The 25,788-nt window shown below is 64.2% G+C and carries 26 protein-coding genes; 18 read left to right on the top strand and 8 right to left on the bottom strand.

Annotated elements, in window-relative coordinates:
- Nucleotides 1-83: 83 nt before the first annotated feature.
- The 5 genes from ACE10Z_RS27075 to ACE10Z_RS27055 all read right to left on the bottom strand — a co-directional run bounded on the left by ACE10Z_RS27075 (nucleotide 84) and on the right by ACE10Z_RS27055 (nucleotide 4,326).
- Nucleotides 84-257 (bottom strand): hypothetical protein, encoded by a 174-nt coding sequence (locus ACE10Z_RS27075; RefSeq protein ID WP_375783486.1) that lies wholly within the window; start codon nucleotides 255-257, stop codon nucleotides 84-86.
- A 2-nt stretch (nucleotides 258-259) separates the two neighbouring features.
- Nucleotides 260-496, bottom strand: a complete 237-nt coding sequence (locus tag ACE10Z_RS27070; protein ID WP_375783485.1) for a hypothetical protein — start codon at nucleotides 494-496, stop codon at nucleotides 260-262.
- 118 nt (nucleotides 497-614) lie between these two features.
- On the bottom strand, nucleotides 615-1,451 hold the full coding sequence (locus ACE10Z_RS27065) for a fumarylacetoacetate hydrolase family protein (RefSeq protein WP_375783484.1): 837 nt from the start codon (nucleotides 1,449-1,451) through the stop codon (nucleotides 615-617).
- Nucleotides 1,452-1,537: 86 nt separating this feature from the next.
- The gene (locus ACE10Z_RS27060; protein WP_375783483.1) at nucleotides 1,538-3,307 is read right to left on the bottom strand and encodes an FAD-dependent monooxygenase; all 1,770 of its coding nucleotides are present in this window, start codon (nucleotides 3,305-3,307) and stop codon (nucleotides 1,538-1,540) included.
- 116 nt (nucleotides 3,308-3,423) lie between these two features.
- Complete coding sequence (locus ACE10Z_RS27055; protein ID WP_375783482.1) at nucleotides 3,424-4,326, bottom strand: VOC family protein; 903 nt, start codon at nucleotides 4,324-4,326, stop codon at nucleotides 3,424-3,426.
- A gap of 175 nt (nucleotides 4,327-4,501) precedes the next feature.
- On the opposite strand from ACE10Z_RS27055, the gene ACE10Z_RS27050 reads away from it, so the two are divergent.
- On the top strand, nucleotides 4,502-5,200 hold the full coding sequence (locus ACE10Z_RS27050; protein WP_375783481.1) for a GntR family transcriptional regulator: 699 nt from the start codon (nucleotides 4,502-4,504) through the stop codon (nucleotides 5,198-5,200).
- Nucleotides 5,201-5,275: 75 nt separating this feature from the next.
- On the opposite strand, the gene ACE10Z_RS27045 is transcribed toward ACE10Z_RS27050, so the two are convergent.
- Nucleotides 5,276-6,829, bottom strand: coding sequence for a winged helix-turn-helix domain-containing tetratricopeptide repeat protein (locus ACE10Z_RS27045; RefSeq protein ID WP_375783480.1), 1,554 nt, complete (start codon nucleotides 6,827-6,829; stop codon nucleotides 5,276-5,278).
- Nucleotides 6,830-6,993: 164 nt separating this feature from the next.
- Here ACE10Z_RS27045 and ACE10Z_RS27040 point away from each other — a divergent pair, with 164 nt between their 5' ends.
- The 3 genes from ACE10Z_RS27040 to ACE10Z_RS27030 all read left to right on the top strand — a co-directional run bounded on the left by ACE10Z_RS27040 (nucleotide 6,994) and on the right by ACE10Z_RS27030 (nucleotide 10,092).
- Nucleotides 6,994-8,034 (top strand): alpha/beta fold hydrolase, encoded by a 1,041-nt coding sequence (locus tag ACE10Z_RS27040; RefSeq protein ID WP_375783479.1) that lies wholly within the window; start codon nucleotides 6,994-6,996, stop codon nucleotides 8,032-8,034.
- 386 nt (nucleotides 8,035-8,420) lie between these two features.
- On the top strand, nucleotides 8,421-8,789 hold the full coding sequence (locus ACE10Z_RS27035) for an ArsC family reductase (protein WP_375783478.1): 369 nt from the start codon (nucleotides 8,421-8,423) through the stop codon (nucleotides 8,787-8,789).
- A 160-nt stretch (nucleotides 8,790-8,949) separates the two neighbouring features.
- Entirely contained in the window at nucleotides 8,950-10,092 is a 1,143-nt protein-coding gene (locus ACE10Z_RS27030) for an HWE histidine kinase domain-containing protein (protein ID WP_375783477.1), read from the top strand.
- 96 nt (nucleotides 10,093-10,188) lie between these two features.
- Here ACE10Z_RS27030 and ACE10Z_RS27025 read toward each other — a convergent pair whose 3' ends face one another.
- The gene (locus tag ACE10Z_RS27025) at nucleotides 10,189-10,806 is read right to left on the bottom strand and encodes a hypothetical protein (protein ID WP_375783476.1); all 618 of its coding nucleotides are present in this window, start codon (nucleotides 10,804-10,806) and stop codon (nucleotides 10,189-10,191) included.
- 483 nt (nucleotides 10,807-11,289) lie between these two features.
- Between ACE10Z_RS27025 and ACE10Z_RS27020 the strand changes: the two genes are divergently transcribed.
- From ACE10Z_RS27020 to ACE10Z_RS26990, 7 genes are all read left to right on the top strand, one after another.
- Nucleotides 11,290-12,045, top strand: coding sequence for an ABC transporter ATP-binding protein (locus ACE10Z_RS27020; protein WP_024581422.1), 756 nt, complete (start codon nucleotides 11,290-11,292; stop codon nucleotides 12,043-12,045).
- The gene (locus ACE10Z_RS27015) at nucleotides 12,038-12,781 is read left to right on the top strand and encodes an ABC transporter ATP-binding protein (RefSeq protein WP_375783475.1); all 744 of its coding nucleotides are present in this window, start codon (nucleotides 12,038-12,040) and stop codon (nucleotides 12,779-12,781) included. Before ACE10Z_RS27020 ends, ACE10Z_RS27015 begins: the two co-directional genes overlap by 8 nt.
- A 42-nt stretch (nucleotides 12,782-12,823) precedes the next feature.
- Nucleotides 12,824-14,044, top strand: a complete 1,221-nt coding sequence (locus tag ACE10Z_RS27010) for an ABC transporter substrate-binding protein (protein WP_375783474.1) — start codon at nucleotides 12,824-12,826, stop codon at nucleotides 14,042-14,044.
- Between the two features lie 64 nt (nucleotides 14,045-14,108).
- Nucleotides 14,109-14,972, top strand: coding sequence for a branched-chain amino acid ABC transporter permease (locus ACE10Z_RS27005; RefSeq protein ID WP_050406473.1), 864 nt, complete (start codon nucleotides 14,109-14,111; stop codon nucleotides 14,970-14,972).
- A gap of 1 nt (nucleotide 14,973) precedes the next feature.
- A complete protein-coding gene (locus tag ACE10Z_RS27000; protein WP_375783473.1) occupies nucleotides 14,974-15,942 on the top strand; it encodes a branched-chain amino acid ABC transporter permease in 969 nt (322 codons plus the stop codon).
- Nucleotides 15,943-16,087: 145 nt separating this feature from the next.
- Nucleotides 16,088-16,732, top strand: coding sequence for a DUF47 domain-containing protein (locus ACE10Z_RS26995; protein ID WP_375783472.1), 645 nt, complete (start codon nucleotides 16,088-16,090; stop codon nucleotides 16,730-16,732).
- Nucleotides 16,733-16,746: 14 nt separating this feature from the next.
- Entirely contained in the window at nucleotides 16,747-17,751 is a 1,005-nt protein-coding gene (locus tag ACE10Z_RS26990; protein ID WP_298363918.1) for an inorganic phosphate transporter, read from the top strand.
- A 58-nt stretch (nucleotides 17,752-17,809) separates the two neighbouring features.
- Here ACE10Z_RS26990 and sugE read toward each other — a convergent pair whose 3' ends face one another.
- Nucleotides 17,810-18,124: a quaternary ammonium compound efflux SMR transporter SugE gene (gene sugE, locus ACE10Z_RS26985; RefSeq protein ID WP_092113374.1), complete on the bottom strand. Its 315-nt coding sequence runs from the start codon at nucleotides 18,122-18,124 to the stop codon at nucleotides 17,810-17,812.
- Between the two features lie 156 nt (nucleotides 18,125-18,280).
- On the opposite strand from sugE, the gene ACE10Z_RS26980 reads away from it, so the two are divergent.
- From ACE10Z_RS26980 to ACE10Z_RS26950, 7 genes are all read left to right on the top strand, one after another.
- A complete protein-coding gene (locus ACE10Z_RS26980; RefSeq protein WP_375783471.1) occupies nucleotides 18,281-19,900 on the top strand; it encodes a peptide chain release factor 3 in 1,620 nt (539 codons plus the stop codon).
- Nucleotides 19,901-20,622: 722 nt separating this feature from the next.
- A complete protein-coding gene (locus ACE10Z_RS26975; RefSeq protein ID WP_375783470.1) occupies nucleotides 20,623-21,234 on the top strand; it encodes a hypothetical protein in 612 nt (203 codons plus the stop codon).
- Nucleotides 21,235-21,315: 81 nt separating this feature from the next.
- Complete coding sequence (locus tag ACE10Z_RS26970) at nucleotides 21,316-21,900, top strand: NnrU family protein (RefSeq protein ID WP_375783469.1); 585 nt, start codon at nucleotides 21,316-21,318, stop codon at nucleotides 21,898-21,900.
- Between the two features lie 2 nt (nucleotides 21,901-21,902).
- Complete coding sequence (gene panB / locus ACE10Z_RS26965) at nucleotides 21,903-22,724, top strand: 3-methyl-2-oxobutanoate hydroxymethyltransferase (RefSeq protein ID WP_375783468.1); 822 nt, start codon at nucleotides 21,903-21,905, stop codon at nucleotides 22,722-22,724.
- 10 nt (nucleotides 22,725-22,734) lie between these two features.
- Nucleotides 22,735-24,330 (top strand): class I adenylate-forming enzyme family protein, encoded by a 1,596-nt coding sequence (locus ACE10Z_RS26960; RefSeq protein ID WP_375783467.1) that lies wholly within the window; start codon nucleotides 22,735-22,737, stop codon nucleotides 24,328-24,330.
- A 157-nt stretch (nucleotides 24,331-24,487) separates the two neighbouring features.
- Nucleotides 24,488-25,144, top strand: coding sequence for a tetratricopeptide repeat protein (locus ACE10Z_RS26955; protein WP_375783466.1), 657 nt, complete (start codon nucleotides 24,488-24,490; stop codon nucleotides 25,142-25,144).
- Nucleotides 25,145-25,181: 37 nt separating this feature from the next.
- Nucleotides 25,182-25,736, top strand: coding sequence for a hypothetical protein (locus tag ACE10Z_RS26950; protein ID WP_375783465.1), 555 nt, complete (start codon nucleotides 25,182-25,184; stop codon nucleotides 25,734-25,736).
- Nucleotides 25,737-25,788: the final 52 nt, after the last annotated feature.

Raw genomic sequence — 25,788 nt, 5'->3', positions numbered from 1 at the left:
AATGGACCGCCATCAGGCCGATGCTGCCAAATAAGCCGCCCGGCGCACCACTGGTGAATGATGGTCGCGTCCCCCGGGCGGCGTCAGTCCGGCACGCCGGCCGCTCTCAACGTCTCGCGGCAGGTCGCGGACATCGATTCCACCGGGAACGGAATCCGTGACAGGAATCCGGAGATCGTGAACTCCGGATCGACCTTGAGCAGTTCGCGCGCGATCTGGGTCGCGCGCTTGGTGTCGCCGGTCTTCACCAGCGCCACGATCAAGACGCGCAGCGCGACCGCGCAGCGGCATCGCGGTCTCCCGGTTCTACGCCGGGTGTCGACACCGCCATGATGGAGGTCTCGATTCCATTTGCCTCCATGAAGTCGAGGGTCGACTCCACACGCCAGGTCGGAATGGGCAGCCCGCCCGCATTGACGTTCTTGGTCGCTAGCCATTCCTCATAGAAGGGCGGAACGATATGAGCGGGTGTGTCGATGCGTCGAGCGTTTGACATGCGACCTCCTCAGGTTTCGGAACACCAATCATCTTCCAGGTGAAGTTCGGTAACTACGGAAGCATCGTTGCGGGCGAAGACCAGATGTCGTGACGCCCAGCCGCGACGGTACGTGCAGTCAGACGATCTTCTGACGCTGTTCTCCGAGAACGCCGCCGACGAGTTCCACAATGTCGCCGCGCTTCAGGAACTGCGGCGGCTTCATGCCGCCGCCGACGCCTTCGGGCGTCCCGGTCACGATCACGTCGCCGGGCAGCAGCGTCATGAAGAGGCTCAGATGGGCGACGATCTCGGCGACCGAGAAGATCATGTCGCTGGTGTTGCTGCTCTGGCGCCGGGCACCGTTCACCGAGAGCGACAGCGGAATATTCTGCGGATCAGGGATTTCGTCTGCCGTCACCAGCCACGGCCCGAGTGGACCGAAGGTGTCGAAACTCTTGCCCTTGACCCATTGACCGCTGCGGTTGGCCTGCCAGTCTCGCTCCGAGACGTCATTGGCGAGGCAATAGCCGGCAACGTGCTTCAGCGCATCCGCCTTGCTCACCCGCTGCGCCTTGGTCCCGATATAAACGCCGAGCTCAAGCTCCCAGTCGAGCTTCTCCGAACCCTCCGGCTGCACGACGTCGTCATTCGGCCCCTGGATGCAGGTGAGCGCCTTGTTGAACACCAGCGGCTCTTTCGGCGGCGTCATGCCTGACTCCGCCGCGTGCTTGCGGTAGTTGAGCCCGATGGCGATGAACTGGCGCGTGCCGCCGACGGGGGCGCCGATGCGTGCGCCCTCAGCGACCGCAGGCAGTTTCTCCAGGTCGATCGCCTGCAACGCCTTGAGCTTCGCCGGCGACAGCCAGTCGGGCGTAAGATCCGGGACGAGCAGCGACAAATCGCGCTTGACGCCTTTGGCGTCCACCGCGCCGGCGGCCTCGGCGCCGGACGGCCCATGTCGGAAGAGCTTCATTGGTTTCCTCTTTGGCTTAGGTCATGCAGATTCGGGGGGCGGCGACTCCAAGAGAGGGGCGCCGCGAGCCGTGCACCGATTGATCCTCAATTGCGATCCAGGATCTGGCGCAGTGCTCCTGACAGAGCCGCTTCGGGGTCCGCGACTGCGTTGGCGCTGCGGAATCCGATGTAGCGGTCCGGGCGAACGATCACTGCGCCCTCGGACGAGATTTCGCGCTGCTTGGTCCAGGCGCAGCGGGCGTCAACATAGTCGCCTTCGAGAATGCCGATCCGCACCGCGGTCAGATCGATGCCGAATTGCCTGGCGACCTTCTGTGCGGCGTCGATCCAAGGCTGGCCGTTCTCGCCGGCGATGAGAACGAACTTGCCGCCGTGAACCAGCGTGTTGAGCGCGACCCGCTTGCCTTCCTTTTCGATCCAGGCGTGCGGTAGTGGATGGCCGGGCTTGGTGCTCGGCTCGTAGATGCGCACCTTGTCGAGCGGGGCGCGCGGAGGCGTGCCGTCTCCGACCACGGCGCTGGAATCATAGACGTAGCCGAACTCGACGTTGTGATGGCGGAACTCCATCGTCTGCGAGACGATCGCGGAATTGAGCGCATGACGTTTTTGCGCCGAGTCCGGCAGGTCCTCCCACAGCGGGCGGATCTCGCTCCAGTTCTGCTCCGCCGTCTTTTCCGGCGAGAGGAGGAGGGCGCGGTCGATCGTGTAGTGGTTGAGGGCGGCGTTGACGGCGGCCTCAACATTGGCGCCGTCGACCGGCCGGCGCTCGACGCCATAGGTCTGGAGAAGTCCCGGGCCGGCCTTGCCACGCAGCACGGCGGCGAGCTTCCAGCAGAGATTATAGGCGTCATGAACCGCGCTGTTGAGGCCAAGGCCTCCGGTCGGCGGATGGCGGTGCCCGGCGTCGCCGACGACAAGGACTCGACCCGACTGGAACTTGTTGGCGAGCACGCCCTCCATCGTCCAGCGGCTGATGTAATGGATCACGGGCGAGAAGTCGGGTATGCCCAGCGTCGCGCGCATGCGTTCGAGAACCTTGGAATCGTCGAGGGCGCTTTCGTCGTCCATCGCAAATTGCAGATGCAGCACCCATTCCTCGGACTTCGTGCCCCAATGGTCGGGACCCATCGCGACGAGCACGCCGCTCGCCCACGAGCCGCCGAAATCCGGATTGACGAGCCAGCGGATCAGGACGTCCTCGTCTTTGAGGAATTTCGAGAAATCGTAGGAGATGTGCGAGGAGACCATGCGCATGAGATTGCGCTGCCCCTCGAGCTCGATTCCCGCGAGCTTGCCGATGGTGCGGCCGCCGTCGCAGCCGAGGAGGTATTCGCAGCGTACGCGATAGGTGTCGCCCGTCTCGCGAATCTTGATCTCAGCGGTGACGCCGTCGGCGTCCTGCTGATAGCCCATGACTTCATGGCCGAAGCGGATGTCGCCACCCATCTCCTCGGCCCGCTGTTTGAGCAGCGGCTCCAGCCTGATCTGCGGCAGGTTGGCGGTGCGGAACGGGCTCGCGGCGATGAAATCGGGGTCCGTGTAACCGCCGCCCCAGACTTCGAGATGTCCAAGCCGGCGCCCGTAGCCGTCATGATTGCCGGTGACGCCCGCATACCAGGCGGTCGCCTTCATGTTCTCGGGCGGAGTGCTGCGCGCAAATATGCGCTCGGCGACGCCCAACTCCTCAAAGATCTCCATCGTCCTCTGATTGAGAACGTGAGCCTTGGGAAGCAAGGAGGTGTGAGACAGGGCCGAGACCAATATATGGTCGATCCCAAGCTGCGAGAGCAGCATCGATGTGGTGAGCCCAGCTCCGCCCCCGCCAACGATGAGGACACGCGTTTCCGTCTTCATGATCGCACTCCATCCCTGATTTGGTTGCTCTTTAGACAACAGTCTCCCGCAAGCGCCTTGCTGATGCCCGGCGCCTTATCGTCATCCAATCCGCGAGATTAGGCGGTGGGCTCGGTTCAACCAGCGGCGAGGTTGAAGGCGAACTCGGAGCCCCAGGCGTTCAGTTCGTCGAGCCCCCAGCTCCTCGGCTTCATCGGGGAATACTCATGCCAGGGACGCGGCTCATGTAAGCCCAACTCCGGAATGAAAACGTCCATCTCCGTGTAGAGCTCCACGAGCACCTTATCGGGGTCATAGTGGTAGCCGGCAAGATTGTGACCCGCCGTGTGGCGCGACGGCCCCCAGAGGGTTTTTGCGCCTGCCGCGCGCAACGCGTCGGCCGCGACGGCATGATGAGCGTTGTCCCTCAACTGGAACGCGATGTGATGCACGCGCGACTCCGGGACGTTCAAGATGTTGACGACGTGGTGGTCGCGATTGCAGGTGAAGAAAAATGCAAGCTTGCCGATGTCGTCCGTCGGGAAGAACCCAAGGAAGTCCCGATAGAAGCGGATGAGCTTGTCACCGTCCGAGGACATGACGGCGACATGGCCGAGTCGCAGGGGCGCGACGCCGCTCTTGGCGAAGCCAGGCGCCGGGGCCTCGGCGGCGCTGTAGAACTGGAAGATGTTCGCGCCCGGCGCTTCGACTTCGACCAGTTCGGAAATGCCGGGCTGGCTATCTGTCTTGATCGTGGCGGGTAGCCCGAGATCGCGAACCTGCCGCGTGAAGTCCGCAACCGAGATGTGTGGCTTCAACTGATAGCCGAGGTGCAGCAGCGCCTTCTGCTTTGCCGGCCGCAAGACAAGATCGTGATGATTGTAGCCGACCGACAGATACGAGGCGCCATCGTCTCCTCGTGCCGTTTCGGCCATGCCGATGGTCTTCAGATAGTGATCCTTGGTGCGCTCTATGTCGGCTGTCTCCAGCGCAACAAAGCCGAGTTGAAAGACTTTCGGGTCGAACTTGGCCTGCATCATCCTCCTCCTCCTTCTTGCATCCTGTTCCACACTCTGGCCTGGGGCCAGTCGAAGGGACGCTCTGTTCTATTCTTGAAAAGAGAATTATCACAGAAAAATACATTTTCAATCCATAAAACTCACTATTTGAAGAAAACGGCATCATATGCCATTTTCGCAGGAGGAGAGGCCGGCCATGAGCACCAGCAAGACGTCCGAAACCTATAAGTCGTTGAAAAACAGTCTCTTGAACGGCCGGTTCGCGCCTGGCGAGCAGTTGCGGATCGATTCGATCCGCAAATCGATGGATGTCAGCATCGGCGCCGTGAGGGAGGCATTGTCCCGTCTGACGTCCGACGGCCTCGTGCAAAACACGCCTCAGCGCGGCTTCATCGCAGCGCCGATTTCCGTCGACGATCTCCGGGACCTCACCAACATCCGCATCGAGGCTGAGGTTCGGTGCCTCCAGCTCGCGATCGAACGTGGCGACCTGGGTTGGGAAGGCAAGATCCTTTCAGCCTATCATCAGTTGTCGCGCACTGGGCTCAAGTCCGCGGAGGACAACACCGTCAGCACGACTTGGACTGAGCTTCACGCCGAATTCCACGACAGCCTGATCGCCGCTTGCGGCAGCCCATGGAGATTGAAGCTTCGCGACATGATGTTCTTGCAGGCAGAACGCTATCGGCGGATGGCTGCGCCTTATGTCTTCGACCATCGCGACGTTGACGCCGAACACAGAGCCATCATGGAGGCGACCCTCGATCGGGATGCCCCGCGCGCATGCGCGCTACTCTCCAGTCACTTCGAGACGACGCTGGAGATCGTGCTGAAGTCGGGGTTCCTGGACGGTCAGGGGGCGACGCGCAAGCAACGGAAGCTCGCGGTCGCGTAAGCCTCGGCGGCGCTGCGTTTTCCTTTCGCGAACCGGTATCCACTTCGCTCGAAATTGCCCACGGGCAGAACGGCGTCAGTCCGGCACGCCGGCCGCCCTCAGCGTCTCGCGATAAGTCGCGGACATCGCTTCCACCGGGAACGGGATCCGTGACAGGAATCCGGAGATCGTGAACTCCGGATCGACCTTGAGCAGTTCGCGCGCGATCTGGGTCGCGCGCTCGGTGTCGCCGGTCTTCACCAGCGCCACGATCAAGACGCGCAGCGCCACCGCGAAGCGCCGGTTCTGTGCCAGCGCCTTGTCGGCCCACATCACCGCTTCGGCAAAATTCTCGTCGAGCACCGCGCAGATTGCCAGCGCGGCGGAAGCGAACCAGCCGCGCGGGTCGCGCGGGTTCAGCCGCTGTGCGCGCTCGATCATCGCGCGGCCGGTCTGCTGGTTGCCGCGCATCGCCTCGATCCAGCCGCAGAGGACGAGCGCCATCGCCGAGTTCGGGTTGATCGCCAGCGACCGCTCGAACAAGTCGCGCGCGGGTTCGATCTCGTCGGCCATATTCCAGATCGCGAACGCGGCCATCCACAGCACCTGCGGATCACCGGGCGCGAGCTCGACCGCGCGCCAGGCCTGCGCGACCGCGCGTTCCCGATAGGCGTCGTTCGGCTTCAGCCAGCCCTGGACATGGCGCATCGCATGGCAATAGGCCGACGCCGCCAGCGCGGGCGCGTAAGCGGGGGCGAGCGCCAGCGCCTGGTCGAGGCAATCGAGCGCGGCAACCATGCTTTCGGGCGTGAACTCGTACCTCAGGCTGTAAGCGCGCAGCAGCAGGTCGTAGGCGTCGAGCCTGTCCGGCGGCGCCGTCCGCACCCGCTCGGCTTCCGCGACCAGCAGGGTCGGCTCGATCGCGCCGACCACGTTCTCGGTGATGCGGTCCTGCAGGTCGAACACGTCGGTCGCCGCGCCGTCGAAGCGGTCGGCCCACAGATGCGCGCCGGAGACGGCGTCGATCAACTGTCCGGTGATGCGCAGGCGGTCGCCGCCGCGGCGGACGCTGCCTTCGAGCACATAGCCGACGCCGAGATCGCGCCCGACCTGGCGGATGTCGACCGCCTGGCCCTTGTAGGTGAAGGCGGAGTTGCGCGCGATCACGGTGAGGCGGCTGCAGCGCGCCAGCGCGGTGGTGATGTCCTCGGCGATCCCGTCGGCGAAGTAATCCTGTTCGGGATCGCCGCTCATATTGGTGAAGGGCAACACCGCGATCGACGGACCCTCGCTCGGCCGCGGCGCGGCGGTCTTGTCCGCAACCGAATGATCGCCCGCGCTGTGCTCCCTGACATCGCCGACAAAGCGGAGGCCCTTGCGGGGTAGGGTGCGGATCAGGCGCTGCTCCTCGCCATTGTCGCCGATCGCGGTCCGTGCCGCATTGACCCGGCTGGAGAGCGTCGCTTCCGAGACGATCCGCCCGTGCCAGACCGCCGCCAGCACCTCGTCGCGGCTGACGACACGGTCGCGGGCGCGGATCAGGAACTCGAGCAGGTCGAAGACCTGCGGCTCGACGGCCACCAGGGCATTGCCGCGGCGCAGCTCCCGGCGCCCGGAATCGAGGGTCAAGTCATTGAAATAGTAGGTCAAATCGAAGAGTCCGGCGGCCGGCGGCTGAATGCGGGGCGGAACCTAGCACAGGCAGCGTGGAGCCAAAATCACGACGGTCTGAAGGACAAATCCACGTCCTCTGAAAGCGGCCGGGGTCGGTCTCTGCGATAGTCGATCCCGACACCAGACTTAAGGAGATCGCCATGTCCCAATCCATCAATCAGCAACGCCGCCGCTTCCTCGGCATCGCAGGCGGGATCCTCGCCGCTTCCAGGCTCGGCTTGATCGGATCGGCCGAGGCGCAGACCAAGGCGGCGTTGCCCGCGGTCAAGGCCGGCGGCCACACCACGATCGGTCCGGTCAAGCAGATCAATGCCGGCGTGCTCGATACCGGTTATGTCGAGATGGGCCCGGCGTCGGGTCCCGCGGTGATCCTGCTGCACGGCTGGCCGTACGATATCCACAGCTATGCCGACGTCGCGCCGGCGCTGGCCGAGGCCGGCTATCGCGTGATCGTGCCGCATCTGCGCGGCTACGGCACCACGCGCTTCCTCTCTGGCAATACGATGCGCAGCGGCCAGCCGGTCGCGGTTGCCGCCGACATCATTGCGCTGATGGACGCGTTGAAGATCGAGAAGGCTGTGCTCGGCGGCTATGATTGGGGTGCACGCACCGCCAACATCATGGCGGTGCTCTGGCCCGAGCGCTGCAAGGCGATGGTGTCGGTCAGCGGCTATCTGATCGGCAGCCAGGCGGCCGGCAAGGTGCCGCTGCCGCCGAAGGCCGAGCTGCAATGGTGGTACCAGTTCTATTTCGCGACCGAGCGCGGCCGCGAGGGCTATGCCAAGAACCGGCACGATTTTGCCAAGCTGATCTGGCAGCTCGCCTCGCCGCAATGGAAGTTCGACGACGCCACCTATGACCGCAGCGCTGTTGCCTTCGAGAACCTCGATCATGTCGATATCGTGATCCACAATTATCGCTGGCGGCTTGGTCTCGCCGAGGGCGAGGCGAAGTACGACGCCTTCGAGAAGACGCTGGCCCAGGCGCCCGTGATCGCGATCCCAACCATCACGATGGAGGGCGATGCCAACGGCGCGCCGCATCCGGAGCCGGCGGCCTATGCCAAGAAGTTCTCCGGGCATTACGAGCATCGGACCCTGACCGGCGGCATCGGCCACAACCTGCCGCAGGAAGCGCCGCAGGCCTTCACCCAGGCCATCATCGACGTCAGCAACGCCTGAGCCGCGGGCGGATCACGGATCATGAAGCAGGTTCGTCTTCACGCATGACGCGCATTGAGTGCCACGAATATCGGTGTGGAGACCGCTTCTTCTCGTCATACCCCCGCTGTCATCGCCCAGCCTCGACCGGGCGATCCAGTATTCCAGAGGCGGCTGTGAGATACGGAGATGCCGCGGCGTACTGGGTCTCCGGTCCCGTCTACGCCAAGGCTTCGACGAGGCCACGAGTCGCAGGCGCGCCGAAGCTTTGGCGGAGGCGGCGAGCCGGGGGACGACACCGAGTATGGGCACTACGCCTTCTTCACGTCCTCGCGTCGCGGTCCGATCTGGCGCTGCCGTTGCAGTGAGGCTAGTTTCCCCGCAGCAATCGCATGCGGGGAACGGCCTTGACGATCACCATCTACGGCATCAAGAACTGCGACACCATGAAGAAGGCGCGCGCCTGGCTCGACGATCACGGCGTCGGCTACGACTTCCACGATTACAAGACCGCCGGCATCGCCAAGGACAAGCTCAAGCAGTGGAGCGACGAGGTCGGCTGGGAGGCGCTGCTCAACCGCGCCGGCACCACTTTCAAGAAGCTGCCCGATGCCGACAAGGAAGGCTTGAACGAGCGCAAGGCGCTGGCGCTGATGGCCGAGCAGCCCTCGATGATCAAGCGCCCGGTGCTCGATCTCGGGGGCAAGCGCGTCGTCGGCTTCAAGCCGGATATCTATGCCAAGGAAGTGCCGGCAAAGGCGCGCAAGAAGGGCTGATGCGTTGGGGGTGAATCACACGGGGTGGGGCAATCGCAACGCTTGCTACCCGGCTCCCCGGCGCCTGCGGGCAGAGGCGGACATCAACCTGGCAATAGTCCTCGCCGAGACCGTCGAAAATGACCCGCAACGGACTTGACACAAGCTGGTGTCGAGAGCCTTGTTCCCCGACGATAAAACCTGCTTGTTGAACGCCATGGGCACCGTTCGCAACGTCGAGGGCGATTTTCCCCAAGGTGGGGGCGAAGCTGCCGCACTCATGAGGTCTCTTGACTGGTCTGCCACCAGCTTGGGGCCAATCGCGGACTGGCCTGCGCACCTCAAGAGCGCAGTCAGCCTTATGCTGCCGGCCAAAGCACAGATAGTGCTGTTCTGGGGGCCGGAGTTTGTGGCGCTATACAATGACGCTTATGCACCGACGATAGGTCAGAAGCACCCAACGGCTCTTGGACGGCCTGCACGCGAGAATTGGGCCGAGCTGTGGGATGATTTAGAACCGCTACTCACGCGCGTCCTCGATACCGGCGAAACAGTCTTCGCCAAGGACCGCCCCTTTTATATCGAGCGCCACGGTTACCCGGAGACTGTTTACTTCGACATTTCCTATTCTCCGATACAGGACGAATTTGGTGGAATTGGCGGTGTTCTTTGCATCGTCAGTGAGACAACCGAGCGTGTAGTTGCGCAAGAGCGCCAACGATTGCTCGCGCGGGAAGCTAACCACCGCGTGAAGAACATGTTCGCCGTCTTCCACGGCATCATTAATCTGAGTGCTCGATCAGCGCGAACGCCGCAGGAAATGGCTCAATCGCTACGAGGCCGCCTGAACGCTCTCATGCAGGCCAAGGATCTCATCCGTCCCGGGATTATGGGTACGGAGGCGCATGGCGAGCGAACAACGGTGGGAGACGTCGTGCAAACGGTGTTGCGGCCGTACGAAGATGATGCGTCTCGCGAACGCATCGTTTTGAGAGGACCTAATGTGCCCGTGGGTGCGATGGCCGTGACAAGTCTCGCTCTCGCCCTGCATGAAACAACGACGAATGCGGCCAAATACGGCGCGCTATCGGAGCCGACTGGTTCGGTCAGCATCACATGGGAGACGCATGGTGGGGATTTCCATCTTGAATGGGAGGAGACGGGCGGCCCCGTGATTGTCGCCCCACCGTCAGCTAAAGGCTTTGGCAGCGTGCTTGCAGAGCGCAGCATTGCTGATCAGCTCGGCGGCAAGGTTGAGCATGATTGGCTGCCGAGCGGGCTCAGGTTGAGGGTTTCGGTTCCTTTGGATCGTCTTGCAGTCTGAGGCTGTGCCCGGCGGCAGCTTTTTGCGGGAAGCGTCCATTGAGGGTTCTTGTTTCGTAGCAACTCAAGCGGCACCATCAAATGACCGCTTGTGGCCCTAGATCAGCTCGACTGAATCATGGCTCGCCGGACGCTCCGCCGGCACGAACCTGCGGTCGATCACCGCCCGCACCGTGACGACAGGCACGGCCTTGGCCTTTACGCCCATCAGATTGTGCAGCCGAAAGCCGCCCTCGATGCTGATCGCCTTGTACGAGCCGATGATGTGTTCGACGGTGTCGCCACGTCCGAACGGCAGCAGCAGCCGTTCATAGGAGACGTCCTTGCCGTCGGCGTCCGTGACCTCCGCAACCGTGTAGGTCGGACGCTTGCGCGCGAGGCAAGCGCGATAGGACAGGATCACGCCGGCATAGCGCTCCGGGCCGATCGCGTCATCGAGGTAGCGGTTGGTGCGCAGCCGCGGCTCGACATGTTCGTTGCCATAGGCCGTCGTCAGCCGCGCGCCTTCCTGCGTGATCAGGAAGCGTGCGGTCTCGCCGCTGCCGACCACGTCAAAATTCATCATGTCGGCCCGCTCGTCGGCGGTGCCGTCGGTGTGGAAATCGCACAGCAAGGGAAGCGCGTCCGGCATGCGTAGCGCGCGCAGCCAGGCGTTCAGCAGCACCCGCTGCGTGATCGATTTGACCACCGATGGATCGGCACTCCTGAATGGCATGGGCTAGCCGAATTCAAGCGGCTGCGGCGGATGTGCTGCCGTGTCGACGGTCTGGCCACGGGCATAAAGTCGCAGCCACGTGTTCAGAAAATCACGTTGCCGGATCGACTTGATGACCGAGGAATTGGCGCTCTCGAAATGCAAGGCTCTAACCGCCCTTATTACAATGGCGGGAGTTTCGACGAGGGGCGGAAATATTCTATGAAAAGGAAAGTCCGCAGCAAAACACCCTTAATGACGGCTTTCCGAGGCGCAAAGCGCGCTCGAAGGCCATTCGACTAAGGATCAACCGGAACCGGTCGTGCCAATACTGCACTGCACAGCTTTCCACCTTGCGTAACCGCCGCAGATGACGGCATATTCCGGCCCGGAGGCGACAGGCCCCCGGACGGTTTCCAAGACGTACGGACAACCTGTCGAACACGAAAAAGGCTGGCCACGCGGGCGACGGGCTTCGCGGCGATGGCGTATGGGGGAATCTATTTGGCCGATGAGTTCATTCTCGAAACCAGCGGATTGACCAAGGAATTCGCGGGTTTCTTTGCCGTTCGCGACGTTGCGCTGAAGGTGCGTCGCGGCAGTATCCATGCGTTGATCGGGCCGAACGGCGCCGGCAAGACCACCTGTTTCAATCTGCTGACCAAGTTCCTGAAGCCGACGGGCGGGCAGATTCGCTACAAGGGCCAGGACATCACCGCGATGCCGCCGGCGGATGTGGCGCGGCTCGGGCTGGTCCGCTCGTTCCAGATTTCGGCGGTATTTCCGCATCTGACGGCGCTCGAAAACGTCCGCGTGGCGCTGCAGCGCCAGCACGGTTCGTCGTTCGATTTCTGGCGCTCGAAAACCGTGCTCGACCGCTTCAATCCGCGCGCCCATGAACTGCTGAACGACGTCGGCTTGAGCGAGTTCGCCAACACGCCTGCGGTCGAGATGCCGTACGGCCGCAAGCGTGCACTCGAAATTGCAACGACGCTCGCGCTCGACCCCGAGATGATGCTGCTCGACGAACCGATGGCCGGCATGGGCCATGAGGACATCGACAAGATCGCGGCGCTGATCAAGCGGATCTCCGCCAAATACACCATCCTGATGGTCGAACATAACCTCTCGGTGGTGGCCAACCTCTCCGACATCATCACCGTGCTGACGCGCGGGCAGGTGCTGGCGGAGGGCAATTACGCCGACCTCTCCAAGGACGAGCGCGTGAAGGAAGCCTATCTGGGAGCGGGTCATGGCTGAGGCAAAACTGGCGGAGAGGCCCGTGGCTGCGGCCGGCGCAGAGGTGCTGACGGTTGGCGACCTGCAGGCCTGGTACGGCGAATCCCACATTCTTCACGGCATCAATTTCAACGTGAAGGCCGGCGAGGTGGTGACGCTGCTCGGCCGCAACGGCGCCGGCAAGACCACGACGCTGAAGTCGATCATGGGCGTCATCGGCAAGCGCTCCGGCTCGATCCGTTTCGACAACAAGGAGATCATTCGCGCGACCTCCGACAAGATCGCGCGGCTCGGCATCGCATTCTGCCCCGAGGAGCGCGGCATCTTCTCGAGTCTCGACGTGCGCGAGAACCTGATGCTGCCGCCGGTGGTGCGCCCGGGCGGCCTGCCGCTCGACCAGATATTCACGCTGTTTCCCAACCTGAAGGAGCGTCTCACCAGCCAGGGCACCAAGCTCTCGGGCGGCGAGCAGCAGATGCTGGCGATTGCGCGCATCCTGCGCACCGGCGCGCGCTTCCTGATGCTGGACGAGCCGACCGAAGGGTTGGCGCCGGTCATCATCCAGCAGATCGGGCACACCATTGCGCGCCTGAAGTCGCAGGGATTCACCATCCTGCTGGTCGAACAGAATTTCCGCTTCGCCTCGACCGTTGCCGACCGCTACTACATCGTCGAGCACGGCAAGGTGATCGACGGCTTCGCCAATTCGGAGCTGTCGGCCAACATGGACAAGCTGCATACCTATCTCGGCGTTTGAAACCGCCGGAGCCAGAAAATTTAAGAACTGAGGGAATACGCCATGAGGAATACGATTTCAGCGCTTCTGCTCGGCACCGCGATGGTGCTCTCCGTCGCAGGCGTCGCCTCTGCCGACGACAAGACAGTCAAGATCGGCGTGTTGTCGGATCAGTCCGGCCTCTATGCCGACCTCGCCGGCCCCGGCTCGACGCTGGCGGCGCAGATGGCAATCGAGGACTCCGGCCTCAAGGCCAAGGGCTGGACCATCGACCTGATCTCCGGCGATCACCAGAACAAGCCCGATATCGGCACCACCATCGCGCGCCAGTGGTTCGACGTCGACAAGGTCGACACCATCGTCGACGTGCCGAATTCCGGCGTCGCGCTCGCTGTGAACAACATCGTGAAGGAGAAGAACGGCGTCTACATCAATTCGGGCGCCGCGACCTCGGACCTGACCAACGCGCAGTGCTCGCCGAACACGGTGCACTGGACCTACGACACCTACATGCTCGCCCACGCCACCGGCCAGGCGCTGGTGAAGGCGGGCGGGGACACCTGGTTCTTCCTGACCGCGGACTACGCGTTCGGTGCGGCGCTGGAGCGCGATACCGCGGCGGTCGTTACCGCCAATGGCGGCAAGGTGGTCGGCGGCGTCAAGCATCCGCTCAACACCGCTGACTTCTCCTCGTTCCTGCTCCAGGCACAGGCCTCCAAGGCCAAGATCATCGGTCTCGCCAATGCCGGCGGCGACACCACCAACTCGATCAAGCAGGCTGCCGAGTTCGGCATCGTCAAGGGCGGCCAGAAGCTCGCCGCGCTGCTGCTGTTCCTCACCGACGTCAAGGCGATCGGGCTCGAGACCGCGCAGGGCCTCAACTTCACCGAGACCTTCTACTGGGACCTCAACGACAACACCCGCGCGTTCTCGAAGCGCTTTTCGGAGAAGATGAAGAACAGCGCTCCGCCGACCATGGTGCAGGCCGGCGTCTATGCAGGCCTGCTGCATTACTTCAAGGCGCTGGAAGCGCTCGGCGGCAATCCGCATGACGGCGCCAAGGTGGTCGCGAAGATGAAGACGATCCCGACCGACGATCCGCTGTTCGGCAAGGGCGAGGTCGAGGCCAACGGCCGCGTCACCCACGACGCCTATCTGTTCGAAGTGAAGAAGCCCTCGGAGTCCAAGGGGCCGTGGGACTTCTACAAGCTGGTCGGCACCGTGCCGGGCAACCAGGCCTTCACGCCGCTCGACAAGAGCACCTGTGCGCTTCTGAAGAAGTGACGATCATGCCCGCCGGCCATGAGCGTGGCCGGCGGGCTTCATCTATCCAGCGAAAGCTCATTCGATGCAGGCTCTCTACGCACAGCTTCTGGTAGGACTGATCAACGGCTCGTTCTACGCGCTGCTCAGTCTGGGGCTCGCCGTCATCTTCGGCATGCTCAACATCATCAATTTCGCGCACGGCGCGCTTTACATGATGGGCGCCTTCGTGGCGTATTTCCTGCTCAATCTGGGCGGCATCAACTACTGGTGGGCGCTGCTCATCGCACCTGTCATCGTCGGCATCTTCGGCATGATCCTCGAGCGGACCATGCTGCAATGGCTCGCCGGGCTCGACCATCTCTACGGATTGCTGTTGACGTTCGGCATCGCGCTGATCGTGCAGGGCGTGTTCCAGAACTATTTCGGCTCCTCGGGCCTGCCTTACTCGATCCCGGATCAGCTCAAGGGCGGCGTCAATCTCGGCTTCATGTTCCTGCCGATCTATCGTGGCTGGGTCGTGATCTTCTCGCTGGTGGTGTGCCTTGCGACCTGGTTCCTGATCGAGAAGACGCAGCTCGGCGCCTACTTGCGCGCGGCCACCGAGAACCCGACGCTGGTGCGGGCCTTCGGCATCAACGTGCCGCGCATGATCACGCTGACCTACGGGCTCGGCGTCGGTCTCGCCGCGCTCGCTGGCGTGCTGTCGGCGCCGATCAACCAGGTCCGCCCGCTGATGGGCGCCGATCTCATCATCGTGGTGTTCGCGGTGGTCGTGATCGGCGGCATGGGCTCGATCATGGGCTCGATCATCACCGGCTTCGCGCTCGGCGTGATCGAGGGACTGACCAAGTATTTTTATCCCGAGGCCTCCAACACCGTGGTGTTTGTCCTGATGGTGGTGGTGTTGCTGGTGAAGCCGACGGGACTGACGGGACGGGCGGCCTGATATGTCAGCATTGACCGACGATACACTTCCGATGACGCCGCGTGCGATGCGCGACGAGATGATCGTATTCGCCGTGATGGCGGTGCTGCTGGCCGTGGTGCCGTTCACGGGGATCTATCCCTTCTTCGTGATGCAGGCGCTGTGCTTTGCGCTGCTCGCCTGCGCCTTCAACCTTTTGATCGGCTATGGCGGCCTGCTGTCGTTCGGTCACGCCATGTTCCTCGGCACCGCCGGCTACGTCTCGGCGCATGCGCTGAAGGTGTGGGGGCTGCCGCCGGAGCTCGGCATCGTGGCCGGCACTGCCGCGGCGGCCTTACTCGGCCTCGTCACCGGCTTCATCTCGATCAAGCGGCAGGGCATCTATTTCTCGATGATCACGCTGGCGCTGTCGCAGCTGCTCTACTTCCTCTATCTGCAGGCGCCGTTCACCCATGGTGAAGACGGCATCCAGGGCATTCCGCAGGGGCACCTGTTCGGGATCTTCGACCTGTCGAAGCCGATGGTGCTCTATTACGTCGTGCTGGTCGGATTCCTCGCCGGCTTCCTGCTGATCTACCGCACCATCAACTCGCCGTTCGGCGAGGTGCTGAAGGCGATCCGCGAGAACGAGCCGCGCGCGATCTCGCTCGGCTACAAGACCGACCAGTACAAGATGCTGGCCTACATCCTGTCGGGCACGCTGGCGGGCTTTGCCGGCTCGCTGAAGGTGTTCGTGGCGCAGAACGCCTCGCTCACCGACGTGCACTGGTCGATGTCCGGCGAAATCGTGCTGATGACGCTGGTCGGCGGCCTCGGCACCATCTTCGGCCCGGTGGTCGGCGCCTTCGTGATCATCGCCATGCAGCAATATCTCGCCGGTTTCGGCCAGTGGGTGACGGTGATCCAGGGCGTGATCTTCGTGGCCTGCGTGCTGCTGTTCCGGCGCGGCCTGGTCGGCGAGCTGGCCCACCTGCTGCGGCGCTCGCTGTAGGGCAGGGCACGCGATCTTCGGCCGACATTAGCGGTGGACGACCGCCCGTTCGGGCGGTCGCTCCGGGTATTTTCCCCGCCAGATGCTCTATGACAGTTCTGTGACAGTCGCTAAAAGGGCTGTCCCGGAACGATGGAATTGAGACATGCTGCGCTGGTTTCGCGCCTTTCTGCCCAAGGAAGAGCGGTTCTTCGAGCTATTCGCCCGACACGCCCAGACCTCGGTAAAGTGCTCGCTGGCGCTGCAGGACATGCTGAAGGGCGGCGAGGAGACCCCGGTCTTCTGCCAGCGCGTCAACCAGTTCGAGAACGACGCCGATAGCGTCACCCGTGAGGTCCTGACAGCGGTTCGCCGCACCTTCATCACTCCGTTCGACCGCGGCGACATCAAGAACCTGATCACTGCGATGGACGATGCGGTCGACCAGATGCAGGCGACGGCCAAGGCCGTCATGCTGTTCGAGGTGCGCGAATTCGAGCCGCCAATGCGCGAGATCGGCACGCTGATCGTCGAATGCGCCAATCTGGTCGTCCGAGCGCTGCCTTTGTTGCAGGCGATCGGCCACAACGTCTCGATGCTGACCCAGATCACGGAGGAGCTGACCAAGCTCGAAGGCCGGGTCGACGATCTCCACGATATCGGGCTCAAGGAATTGTTCCTAAAGCACCGCAACGCCAACGCGATGGACTTCATCGTCGGCGCGGAGATCTACGATCATCTCGAGAAAGTGGCCGACCGGTTCGACGACGTCGCCAACGAGATCAACTCGATCGTGATTGAACAGGTTTAGGGCAGGGACATCACGTGGACGCCACGCTGGGTCTTCCGGTCCTGACCATCCTGATCGCGGTCGCGCTGCTGTTCGACTTCCTGAACGGCCTGCACGATGCCGCGAACTCGATCGCGACTATCGTCTCGACCCGCGTGCTGCGGCCGCAATATGCGGTGTTCTGGGCGGCGTTCTTCAACTTCGTCGCCTTCGCGGTGTTCGGCCTGCACGTCGCCAACACCATCGGCACCGGGATCATCGACCCGTCGGTGGTGGACGCGACCGTGATCTTCGCCGCGCTGGTCGGCGCGATCGTCTGGAACGTGATCACCTGGGCGCTGGGCATTCCCTCGTCGAGCTCGCACGCACTGATCGGCGGCCTGGTCGGCGCCGGCATGGCGAAAGCAGGGATATCGGCGGCGGTGTGGAGCGGGCTCACCAAGACCTTGCTCGCGATCGTGCTGTCGCCGCTGGTCGGATTCCTGCTGGCGCTGGTGCTGGTCGCGATCGTGTCCTGGCTCTCGGTGCGCTCGACGCCGTTCGCGGTCGATCGCGCCTTCCGCATCCTGCAATTCGCCTCGGCCTCGCTCTATTCGCTCGGCCATGGCGGCAACGACGCACAGAAGACCATGGGCATCATTGCGGTGCTGCTCTATTCGCAAGGCCATCTCGGCGACAAGTTCGAAATTCCGTTCTGGGTCGTGCTGGCCTGCCAGAGCGCGATGGCACTGGGCACCCTGATGGGCGGCTGGCGGATCGTGCGCACCATGGGGCTGCGGATCACCAAGCTGACGCCGATGCAGGGCTTTTGCGCGGAGACCGGCGGCGCTGCGACGCTGTTCATCGCGACCTATCTCGGGGTGCCGGTATCGACCACCCACACCATCACCGGCGCCATCGTCGGCGTCGGCGCCGCACGGCGGCTGTCCGCCGTGCGCTGGAACGTGGCGAGCTCGATCGTCTACGCCTGGGTGATCACGATCCCGGCCTCGGCCGCGGTCGCAGCCGCGACCTATTGGGCCGTGCAGGTTCTAAAGTAGCGTTTTCGAGCGAAGTGGAAGCCGGTTCGCGTCAAGAAAACGCGTCCAAAACAAGTGATCAGCCGACCAGCTTCAAGCCGACGATGCCGGACACGATCAGCCCGATGCTGGCCAGCCGCATCGCGGTCGCGGGCTCGCCGAGCAGGATGATGCCGAGCGCTGCGGTGCCGACCGCGCCGATCCCGGTCCAGACCGCGTAGGCGGTTCCAATCGGCAGCGTCTTCAGCGCGATGCCAAGCAGGATCACGCTGCCGGCCATCGCCGCCAGCGTCAGCACCGACGGCACCAGCCGCGAGAAGCCCTCGGTATATTTCAGCCCGATCGCCCAGCCGATCTCGAGCAGGCCTGCGGTGAACAGAATGGCCCAAGCCATAACGAACCCTCCGGATAAGGCAGGGTCGTCCCCGCGGATGGTATGGTGAGGAGAAGGTCGTCCTTCTCGTGCCTATATGTGGGTGGTGCGGCTCTTCCGCATTGCGACAAAACGCCCTTGATTGCGCCCGTTTTCCCTGCCAAACGCTGCCCCGCCATGTCTGATACCGCTGTTTCAACCGAATCGCCGTCCCGCTCGCCGCTTTCAGAGGAAGTGGCGCGACGGCGCACCTTTGCGATCATCTCGCACCCGGACGCCGGCAAGACCACGCTGACGGAAAAGCTGCTGCTGTTCGGCGGCGCCATCAACCTCGCGGGCCAGGTCAAGGCCAAGGGCGAGCGCCGCAACACGCGCTCGGACTGGATGAAGATCGAGCGCGAGCGCGGCATCTCGGTCGTCACCTCGGTGATGACCTTCGAGTTCAACGAGCTCGTGTTCAACCTCCTGGACACGCCGGGCCACGAGGACTTTTCGGAAGATACCTATCGCACGCTGACCGCGGTCGATTCCGCGGTCATGGTGATCGACGCCGCCAAGGGCATCGAGGCGCGCACCCGAAAGCTGTTCGAGGTGTGCCGGTTGCGCGACATCCCGATCATCACCTTCATCAACAAGATGGACCGCGAGAGCCGCGATACGTTCGAGCTTCTGGACGAGATCGAGAAGACGCTGGCGCTCGACACCACGCCGATGACCTGGCCGGTCGGCCGCGGCCGCGACTTCCTCGGCACCTATGACGTCGTCAATGGCGGCGTGCGGCTGCTTGAGGGCGGCGGCGCCAAGACCGGCGCCACCGAGCAGATCGACATCGCCGATCTCGGCAAGCGCAATCCCAATCTCGACGTCGCCGAGGTCCGGGACGAGCTCGCGCTGGCCTCCGAGGCCTGCAAGCCGTTCGAGCTCGCGGCATTCCGCGAGGGCCATCTGACGCCGGTCTATTTCGGCAGCGCGCTGCGCAATTTCGGCGTCGGCGACTTGCTCGAGGGCCTCGGCAAGTTCGCGCCGGCGCCTCGCGCGCAGGATTCCGATCTGCGCAAGGTCGAGGCGGCCGAGCCGCGCATGAGCGCGTTCGTGTTCAAGATCCAGGCCAACATGGATCCGAACCACCGCGACCGCATCGCGTTCGCGCGGCTGTGCTCCGGAAAACTCAGCCGCGGCATGAAGGCCAAGCTGGTGCGCACCGGCAAGAACATGAGCCTGTCGAGCCCGCAATTCTTCTTCGCCCAGGACCGCTCGGTGGCGGACGAGGCCTTTGCCGGCGACGTGGTCGGCATTCCGAACCACGGGACCCTGCGGATCGGCGACACCCTGACCGAGGGCGAGGATCTGACCTTCGTCGGCGTGCCGAGCTTCGCTCCGGAAATCGTCCGCCGTGTCCGCCTGACGGATGCGATGAAGGCGAAGAAGCTGAAGGAAGCCTTGCAGCAGATGTCGGAGGAGGGCGTCGTGCAGGTGTTCCGTCCGCGCGACGGCGCGCCGGCGCTGGTCGGCGTGGTCGGCCCGCTGCAGCTCGACGTGCTGAAGGCACGGCTCGATGCGGAATATTCGCTGCCGGTCGAGTTCGAGATCTCCGAATTCTCGCTGGCACGCTGGATCTCGTCCGACGACCGCAAGAAGCTGGAGGCCTTCGTCGCCGCCAACAATTCCGGCATCGCCGACGACGTCGACGGCGATCCGGTGTTCATGGCCAAGAATGAGTTCTATCTCGGCTACACCCGCGAGCGCGCCGAGGGCATCACCTTCTCCAACGTCAAGGACGTGAAGAAGAAGGCGTAGCGCCGAATACGATAGCGCCACATACTCAGTGTCGTCCCCCGGCTCGACCGGGGGACCCAGTACGCCGCGGCTTCTCGATTGATCATTGCTGTCTCTGGAATACTGGATCGCCCGGTCGAGCCGGGCGATGACGGCTGGGTTGTGGGGCGAGAAGCGCGAGGACGTGAAGAAGGCGTAGCGCCGCATATTCACTGTCGTCCCCCGGCTTGACCGGGGGACCCAGTACGCCGCGGCCTACCGATCGATCACCGCTGTCTCTGGAATACTGGATCGCCCGGTCGAGCCAGGCGATGACGGCTGGGTTGTGGGGCGAGAAGCGCGAGGACGTGAAGAAGCGGGCGTGATGCCCCGTATTCGGTGTCGTCCCCCGGCTCGACCGGGGGACCCAGTACGCCGCGGCCTATCGATCGATCACTGCTGTCTCTGGAATACTGGATCGCCCGGTCGAGCCGGGCGATGACGGCTGGGTATGAGGCGAAAAGCGCGAGGATGTGAAGAAGGCGTGACGCCCCGTATTCAGTGTCGTCCCCCGGCTTGACCGGGGGACCCAGTACGCCGCGGCCTATCGATCAACTACAACTGCCTCTGGAATACTGGATCGCCCGGTCAAGCCGATGACAGCGGGGTGTGAGGCGAAAAGCGCGAGGACGTGAACCGGCCCCCGCTTGCTCCGGTCCCGCCGCGGTACCATTTTCCCCGGAGCGCATCCCGGGTCTACCTGCATGTTCCGCCGCGTCGTCATCTGCCTCGCTTTAGCCGTGCTGGCCCTTGGCCTCGCGGGCACTGCCGGCGCGCGGCAGCGGCAGCAGACCAACCCCGTGCCGTTCGCACACACGCCCTGCAGCGTGCTCGACTATGGGCCCTGCATCCCGTCTTACTGCAGCGTGTTCAACCACGGGCCGTGCCTGCCCGAAATCGATTATCCGTACGGCGAAAATCTGCAGCTCACGATCCTGACCGTGCCGCCCGAAGGACAGGCCGAGAAGTACCGCAAGCCGGATCATGATCTCGATACCATCGGCGATCTGTTCGCCGCGCTGCGTTCCTGCTGGGCGCCCCCGCCGGCGGGCGATGCGCGCGAGGGCATGCAGATGTCGGTGCGCTTCAGCTTCAAGCGGACCGGGGAGATGATCGGCGCGCCGCGCCTGACATTCGCGACAAGGGGCATCCCCCCCGATACCCGCACGACCTACCTCAACGCGATCAACGCCTCGCTCAGTGCCTGCCTGCCGCTGAAATTCACCGGCGGGCTCGGGGGCGCGCTGGCCGGGCGTCCGATCATGATCCGCTATGTCGACAATCGCGAGCTCGCCAAGCCGGCCGGCAATCCGTGACCCGCCACCCGGCGTGGCGCATTGCCACCCGCCCGGCGAAGATGTTACGCGAAGGCGCCAATCAATCAGGGGAGGAACATCGTGGGACTGCTCGTCATGATCCTGGGTCTCGTGCTGTTCCTCGGCATCCATGTGCTGACCAGCCTGCGCGAGTTGCGCGCCGGCATCGTGAACGCGATGGGTGAGGGCGCCTACAAGGGCGTCTATTCGCTGGTGTCGTTCGCCGGGCTCGCGCTGATCATCTGGGGCTTCGGCCACTACCGTGCGACCGGCTGGATCGACGTCTGGACGCCGCCGACCGCGTTCAAGCACATCACGGTGGCGCTGATGCTGCCGGCCGTGATCCTGGTGGTGGCCGCCTATATCCGCGGCCGCATCTACACCACGCTGAAGCATCCGATGCTGGCGGGCGTGAAGCTGTGGGCGTTCGCGCATCTGCTCGCCAATGGCGATCTCGGCTCGATCATCCTGTTCGGCTCGTTTCTCGGCTGGGCGGTCTATGACCGCATCTCGCTGAAGCGCCGCGCGGATGCCGGCGGGCCGCCGATCCCGGTGGGCGGCCCGACCAACGACCTGATCGCGGTCGCGGTCGGTGTCATCGTCTATCTGGCGCTGGCGTTTGCGTTCCACCCGGTCGTGATCGGCGTGCCTGTCATGGGAGCCTGACTATGTCTGTTCAATCCGCCATCAAGCGCAAGACCGCGCCCGATCTCCGCGCCCGCAAGAATGGCGAGCCGATCGTGATGCTGACATCGTATCACGCGCACACCGCGGCGCTGGTCGACCGACACTGCGACGCCATCCTGGTCGGCGATTCCCTCGGCAATGTGATGCACGGCTTCGAGACCACGGTGCCGGTCACGCTCGACATGATGATTCTACAAGGCCGCGCCGTGATGCGCGGCTCGCAGCAGGCGTTGGTCGTGGTCGATATGCCGTTCGGCTCCTACGAGGGCTCGAAGGAGCAGGCGTTTCAATCCGCGGTGCGGATCATGAAGGAGACGCTGTGCGGCGCGGTCAAGCTCGAGGGCGGTGCACGGATGGCGGAGACGGTGGCGTTCCTGTCGGAGCGCGGCATTCCCGTGATGGGCCATATCGGCCTGACCCCGCAATCGATCAACACGCTCGGGTCGTTCCGCGCGCAGGGCCGCGAGGAGGAGACTTGGGCGCCGATCGAGAACGACGCCAAGGCGATCGCGGAGGCGGGCGCCTTCTCGATCGTGGTCGAGGCGGTCGCCGAGCCGCTGGCGCGCAAGATCACGCAATCGATCGATGTTCCCACCATCGGCATCGGCGCCAGCGCTGCCTGTGACGGTCAGGTGCTGGTGCTGGAAGACATGCTCGGCCTGTCGCCGCGCGCGCCGAAATTCGTGCGCCGCTACGGCAACCTCGGCCCGATGATCGAGGAAGCGATCGCGGGCTATGCGCGCGACGTCAAGAGCCGCGCCTTTCCGGGGCCGGAGCACGTTTACGGCATGAAGAAGAGCTGACGAGGCGGGCATGGACTGGTCGCAACACGCACTTCCGCCCATGCGGCTCGAGCCACGCTTCGGCGACCGTGTCGTACCTGTCTTCGCCGAGCGGCCAGCCAGCCTGTGGGCGATGATCGCGGACGCCGTCGCGCAGAATGGCGATGGCGAGGCGCTGGTCTGCGGCGAGAGGCGCCTCTCCTGGCGCGAAGTCGCTGAGCAATCGGCCAGGGTCGCGGCGGGCTTTACCAGGCTCGGCCTCGTCCCCGGCGACCGCGTCGCGATCCTGCTTGGCAACCGCATCGAGTTCGTGCTGACGATGTTCGCCGCCGCCCATGCTGGGTTGGTCACGGTGCTGCTCTCGACACGCCAGCAGAAGCCCGAGATCGCCTATGTGCTGAACGATTGCGGCGCGAAGCTGCTGGTCCACGAGGCCACGCTTGCCGACCGCATCCCCGACGCCGCCGACATTCCCGGCCTCGCGCATCGCATCTCGGTCAGCGACGACAACGCGTCGCAATTCGCCGGCCTGCGCGACAGCGCTCCCGCGCAGCCGCCGGCGGAGGTGAGGGAAGAGGACACCGCGATGATCCTCTACACCTCGGGCACCACGGGCCGGCCGAAGGGCGCGATGCTCGCCCATTGCAACATCATCCACTCCTCGATGGTGTTCGCCTCCTGCCTGAAGCTGACAAAGGCCGATCGCTCGATCGCTGCGGTGCCGCTCGCGCATGTCACCGGCGCGGTCGCCAACGTCACCACCATGGCGCGCTCTGCCGGCGCGCTGATCATCATGCCGGAGTTCAAGGCGTCGGAATATCTGAAGGTGGCGGCGCGCGAGCGCGTCACCTACACGGTGATGGTGCCGGCGATGTACAATCTCTGCCTGATGCAGCCGGATTTCGACACCTACGATCTGTCGAGCTGGCGGATCGGCGGCTTCGGCGGCGCGCCGATGCCGGTTGCGACCATCGAGAAGCTCGATGCCAAGATTCCCGGGCTCAAGCTCGCCAATTGCTATGGCGCGACCGAGACCACGTCGCCCTCGACCTTGATGCCGGGCGAGTTGACCGCCACCCATATCGACAGCGTCGGCCTGCCGTGTCCCGGTGCGGAGATCATCGTGATGGGCGCCGATGGCCGCGAGGTGCCGCGCGGCGCGATCGGTGAGCTCTGGATCCGCAGCGCCTCCGTCATCAAGGGCTACTGGAACAATCCGAAGGCGACCGCCGAGAGTTTTACCGCCGGCTTCTGGCACTCCGGCGATCTCGGCTCCGTCGATGCCGACAACTTCGTCCGAGTGTTCGATCGCCAAAAGGCCATGATCAACCGCGGCGGCCTGAAGATCTATTCCGCCGAGGTCGAGTCCGTGCTTTCAGGCCATCCGGCCGTGGTCGAGAGCGCGATCATCGCAAAACCGTGCCCGGTGCTCGGTGAGCGCGTGCACGCCGTGATCGTGACCCGCACCGAGGTCAATGCGGAGAGCCTGCGCGCCTGGTGCGCCGAGCGTCTCTCCGACTACAAGGTGCCCGAGACGATGGCGCTGACCGCAGAGCCGCTGCCGCGCAACGCCAACGGCAAGGTGATCAAGCGCCAGCTGCGGGAAAGCATCTCGACAGGGGCGTAGGCCGGGGCAGGGCAAACTTCCCCGGTTAACGCTTTGATCCGCCTCGCTTTGCCTTGCCTCCGCCACACCGTTGGGGTAACGCCGCCGCGATGTGGGGATCAGGTAGGGGCTGCGCTCCGCCGAGATTCGCGGTCCCGAGGGGATGGGATAGCCTTAAGTGTCTGAATTATTTGACGAAGTCGACGAGGAAGTCCGTCGCGATCAGCTCAAGAAGCTGTGGGACAAGTACTCGCTTTTCATCATCGCGCTGGCGATCCTGGTGGTCGCGGGCGTCGGTGGCTGGCGTGGCTACCAATATCTCGAGGGCAAGAAGGCCGCCGAGGCCGGTGCGGCGTTCGACCGTGCGGTCGAACTATCGGACCAGAACAAGCACGCCGAGGCCGAGGCTGCATTTGCCGACCTGATCACCAAGGCGCCGTCTGGCTACCGCAATCTAGCGCGCCTGCGCATGGCCGCCGAGGTCGCGACCCGCGATCGGCCGGCCGCTGCGAAGCTCTATGACGAGATCGCAGCCGACCGCAGCGTCGGCGGTCCCGATCAGGATCTGGCCCGGATCCGTGCCGCGCAGATGGTGATGGACACCACGACCTATCCGAACATGGTGCAACGGCTCGAGGCGATGGCGACGTCGAAGGATTCGACGTTCCGCCACTCTGCGCGCGAGCTGCTGGCGCTGTCGGCCTGGCGCGCCAACGATGCCACCGCCGCGCGGCAGTGGCTCGACCAGATTGCCAATGACGGCGAGACGCCGCCGAGCCTGCGTTCGCGCGCCGAAGCGCTGCAGGCGCTGTTGCCGCCGGTCGCCAAAAGCTGACTTGGCGCGAAACCCGAGTTTGAGTGAGAGATCGACCATGCGCCGCTCGCAACGCCTGATCGCAGCCGCAGTTCTCCTCGCGCTTTGCAGCGTGCTGGCCGGCTGTGGCAGTGGCGGCATGGCCAATTTCGATCCGAGCGACTTGCTCGACTTCCTCGACTCCAAGAAGAAGCTGCAGGGCGACCGCAAGCCGGTGTTCCCGGAAGGCGTGCCCGGCCTCGAGCAGGGCGTGCCGAAGGAATTGTACAAGGGCTCGCAGCAGGAGCAGCTCGACCAGCAGAACGCCGCGGCTGCGGCTGCCGCCCAGCCGGCTCCGCCGCCGGAGCCGCCGAAGGGCGCCAAGAAGCACACCAAGCGGGCCGCGCCGGCCGCGGATCAGGCCGCTGCTCCCGACGCCGCGACCGAAGAGGGCGCCCCCGCCGCGGTGCCGCCGGATCCGAAGCCGAAGAAGATCGTCCGCCGCCGCACCACCGCGCCGCCGGCCGACGACCAGCAGGCGCAGCCTGCGGCGCCGGCCCAGCAGACCCAGACCACGCAACAATCCGGCGGCGCGTTCCCCGCGCCGCTACCGAGCGGTGGATTTAGCCGCTAGGCTCCTGCTTCAATTCATTAGACGCGCGCCGCGCCGCGGCGCCGGGATGATC

The organism is Bradyrhizobium sp. Pha-3 (assembly GCF_042258615.1).
In the GTDB taxonomy this organism is placed as follows: Bacteria; Pseudomonadota; Alphaproteobacteria; order Rhizobiales; family Xanthobacteraceae; genus Bradyrhizobium.
Note: the sequence above shows the minus strand (reverse complement) of the source record. Positions and strands in the feature narration are given on the sequence as shown.

What these genes read in the sequence shown, in the direction of transcription:
- ACE10Z_RS27070 (WP_375783485.1), bottom strand. Translation starts at nt 496, where the DNA reads ATGTCAAACGCTCGACGCATCGACACACCCGCTCATATCGTTCCGCCC.
- ACE10Z_RS27065 (WP_375783484.1), bottom strand. Translation starts at nt 1,451, where the DNA reads ATGAAGCTCTTCCGACATGGGCCGTCCGGCGCCGAGGCCGCCGGCGCG.
- ACE10Z_RS27060 (WP_375783483.1), bottom strand. Translation starts at nt 3,307, where the DNA reads ATGAAGACGGAAACGCGTGTCCTCATCGTTGGCGGGGGCGGAGCTGGG.
- ACE10Z_RS27055 (WP_375783482.1), bottom strand. Translation starts at nt 4,326, where the DNA reads ATGATGCAGGCCAAGTTCGACCCGAAAGTCTTTCAACTCGGCTTTGTT.
- ACE10Z_RS27050 (WP_375783481.1), top strand. Translation starts at nt 4,502, where the DNA reads ATGAGCACCAGCAAGACGTCCGAAACCTATAAGTCGTTGAAAAACAGT.
- ACE10Z_RS27040 (WP_375783479.1), top strand. Translation starts at nt 6,994, where the DNA reads ATGTCCCAATCCATCAATCAGCAACGCCGCCGCTTCCTCGGCATCGCA.
- ACE10Z_RS27025 (WP_375783476.1), bottom strand. Translation starts at nt 10,806, where the DNA reads ATGCCATTCAGGAGTGCCGATCCATCGGTGGTCAAATCGATCACGCAG.
- ACE10Z_RS27015 (WP_375783475.1), top strand. Translation starts at nt 12,038, where the DNA reads ATGGCTGAGGCAAAACTGGCGGAGAGGCCCGTGGCTGCGGCCGGCGCA.
- ACE10Z_RS27010 (WP_375783474.1), top strand. Translation starts at nt 12,824, where the DNA reads ATGAGGAATACGATTTCAGCGCTTCTGCTCGGCACCGCGATGGTGCTC.
- ACE10Z_RS27005 (WP_050406473.1), top strand. Translation starts at nt 14,109, where the DNA reads ATGCAGGCTCTCTACGCACAGCTTCTGGTAGGACTGATCAACGGCTCG.
- ACE10Z_RS27000 (WP_375783473.1), top strand. Translation starts at nt 14,974, where the DNA reads ATGTCAGCATTGACCGACGATACACTTCCGATGACGCCGCGTGCGATG.
- ACE10Z_RS26995 (WP_375783472.1), top strand. Translation starts at nt 16,088, where the DNA reads ATGCTGCGCTGGTTTCGCGCCTTTCTGCCCAAGGAAGAGCGGTTCTTC.
- sugE (WP_092113374.1), bottom strand. Translation starts at nt 18,124, where the DNA reads ATGGCTTGGGCCATTCTGTTCACCGCAGGCCTGCTCGAGATCGGCTGG.
- ACE10Z_RS26980 (WP_375783471.1), top strand. Translation starts at nt 18,281, where the DNA reads ATGTCTGATACCGCTGTTTCAACCGAATCGCCGTCCCGCTCGCCGCTT.
- ACE10Z_RS26975 (WP_375783470.1), top strand. Translation starts at nt 20,623, where the DNA reads ATGTTCCGCCGCGTCGTCATCTGCCTCGCTTTAGCCGTGCTGGCCCTT.
- panB (WP_375783468.1), top strand. Translation starts at nt 21,903, where the DNA reads ATGTCTGTTCAATCCGCCATCAAGCGCAAGACCGCGCCCGATCTCCGC.
- ACE10Z_RS26960 (WP_375783467.1), top strand. Translation starts at nt 22,735, where the DNA reads ATGGACTGGTCGCAACACGCACTTCCGCCCATGCGGCTCGAGCCACGC.
- ACE10Z_RS26950 (WP_375783465.1), top strand. Translation starts at nt 25,182, where the DNA reads ATGCGCCGCTCGCAACGCCTGATCGCAGCCGCAGTTCTCCTCGCGCTT.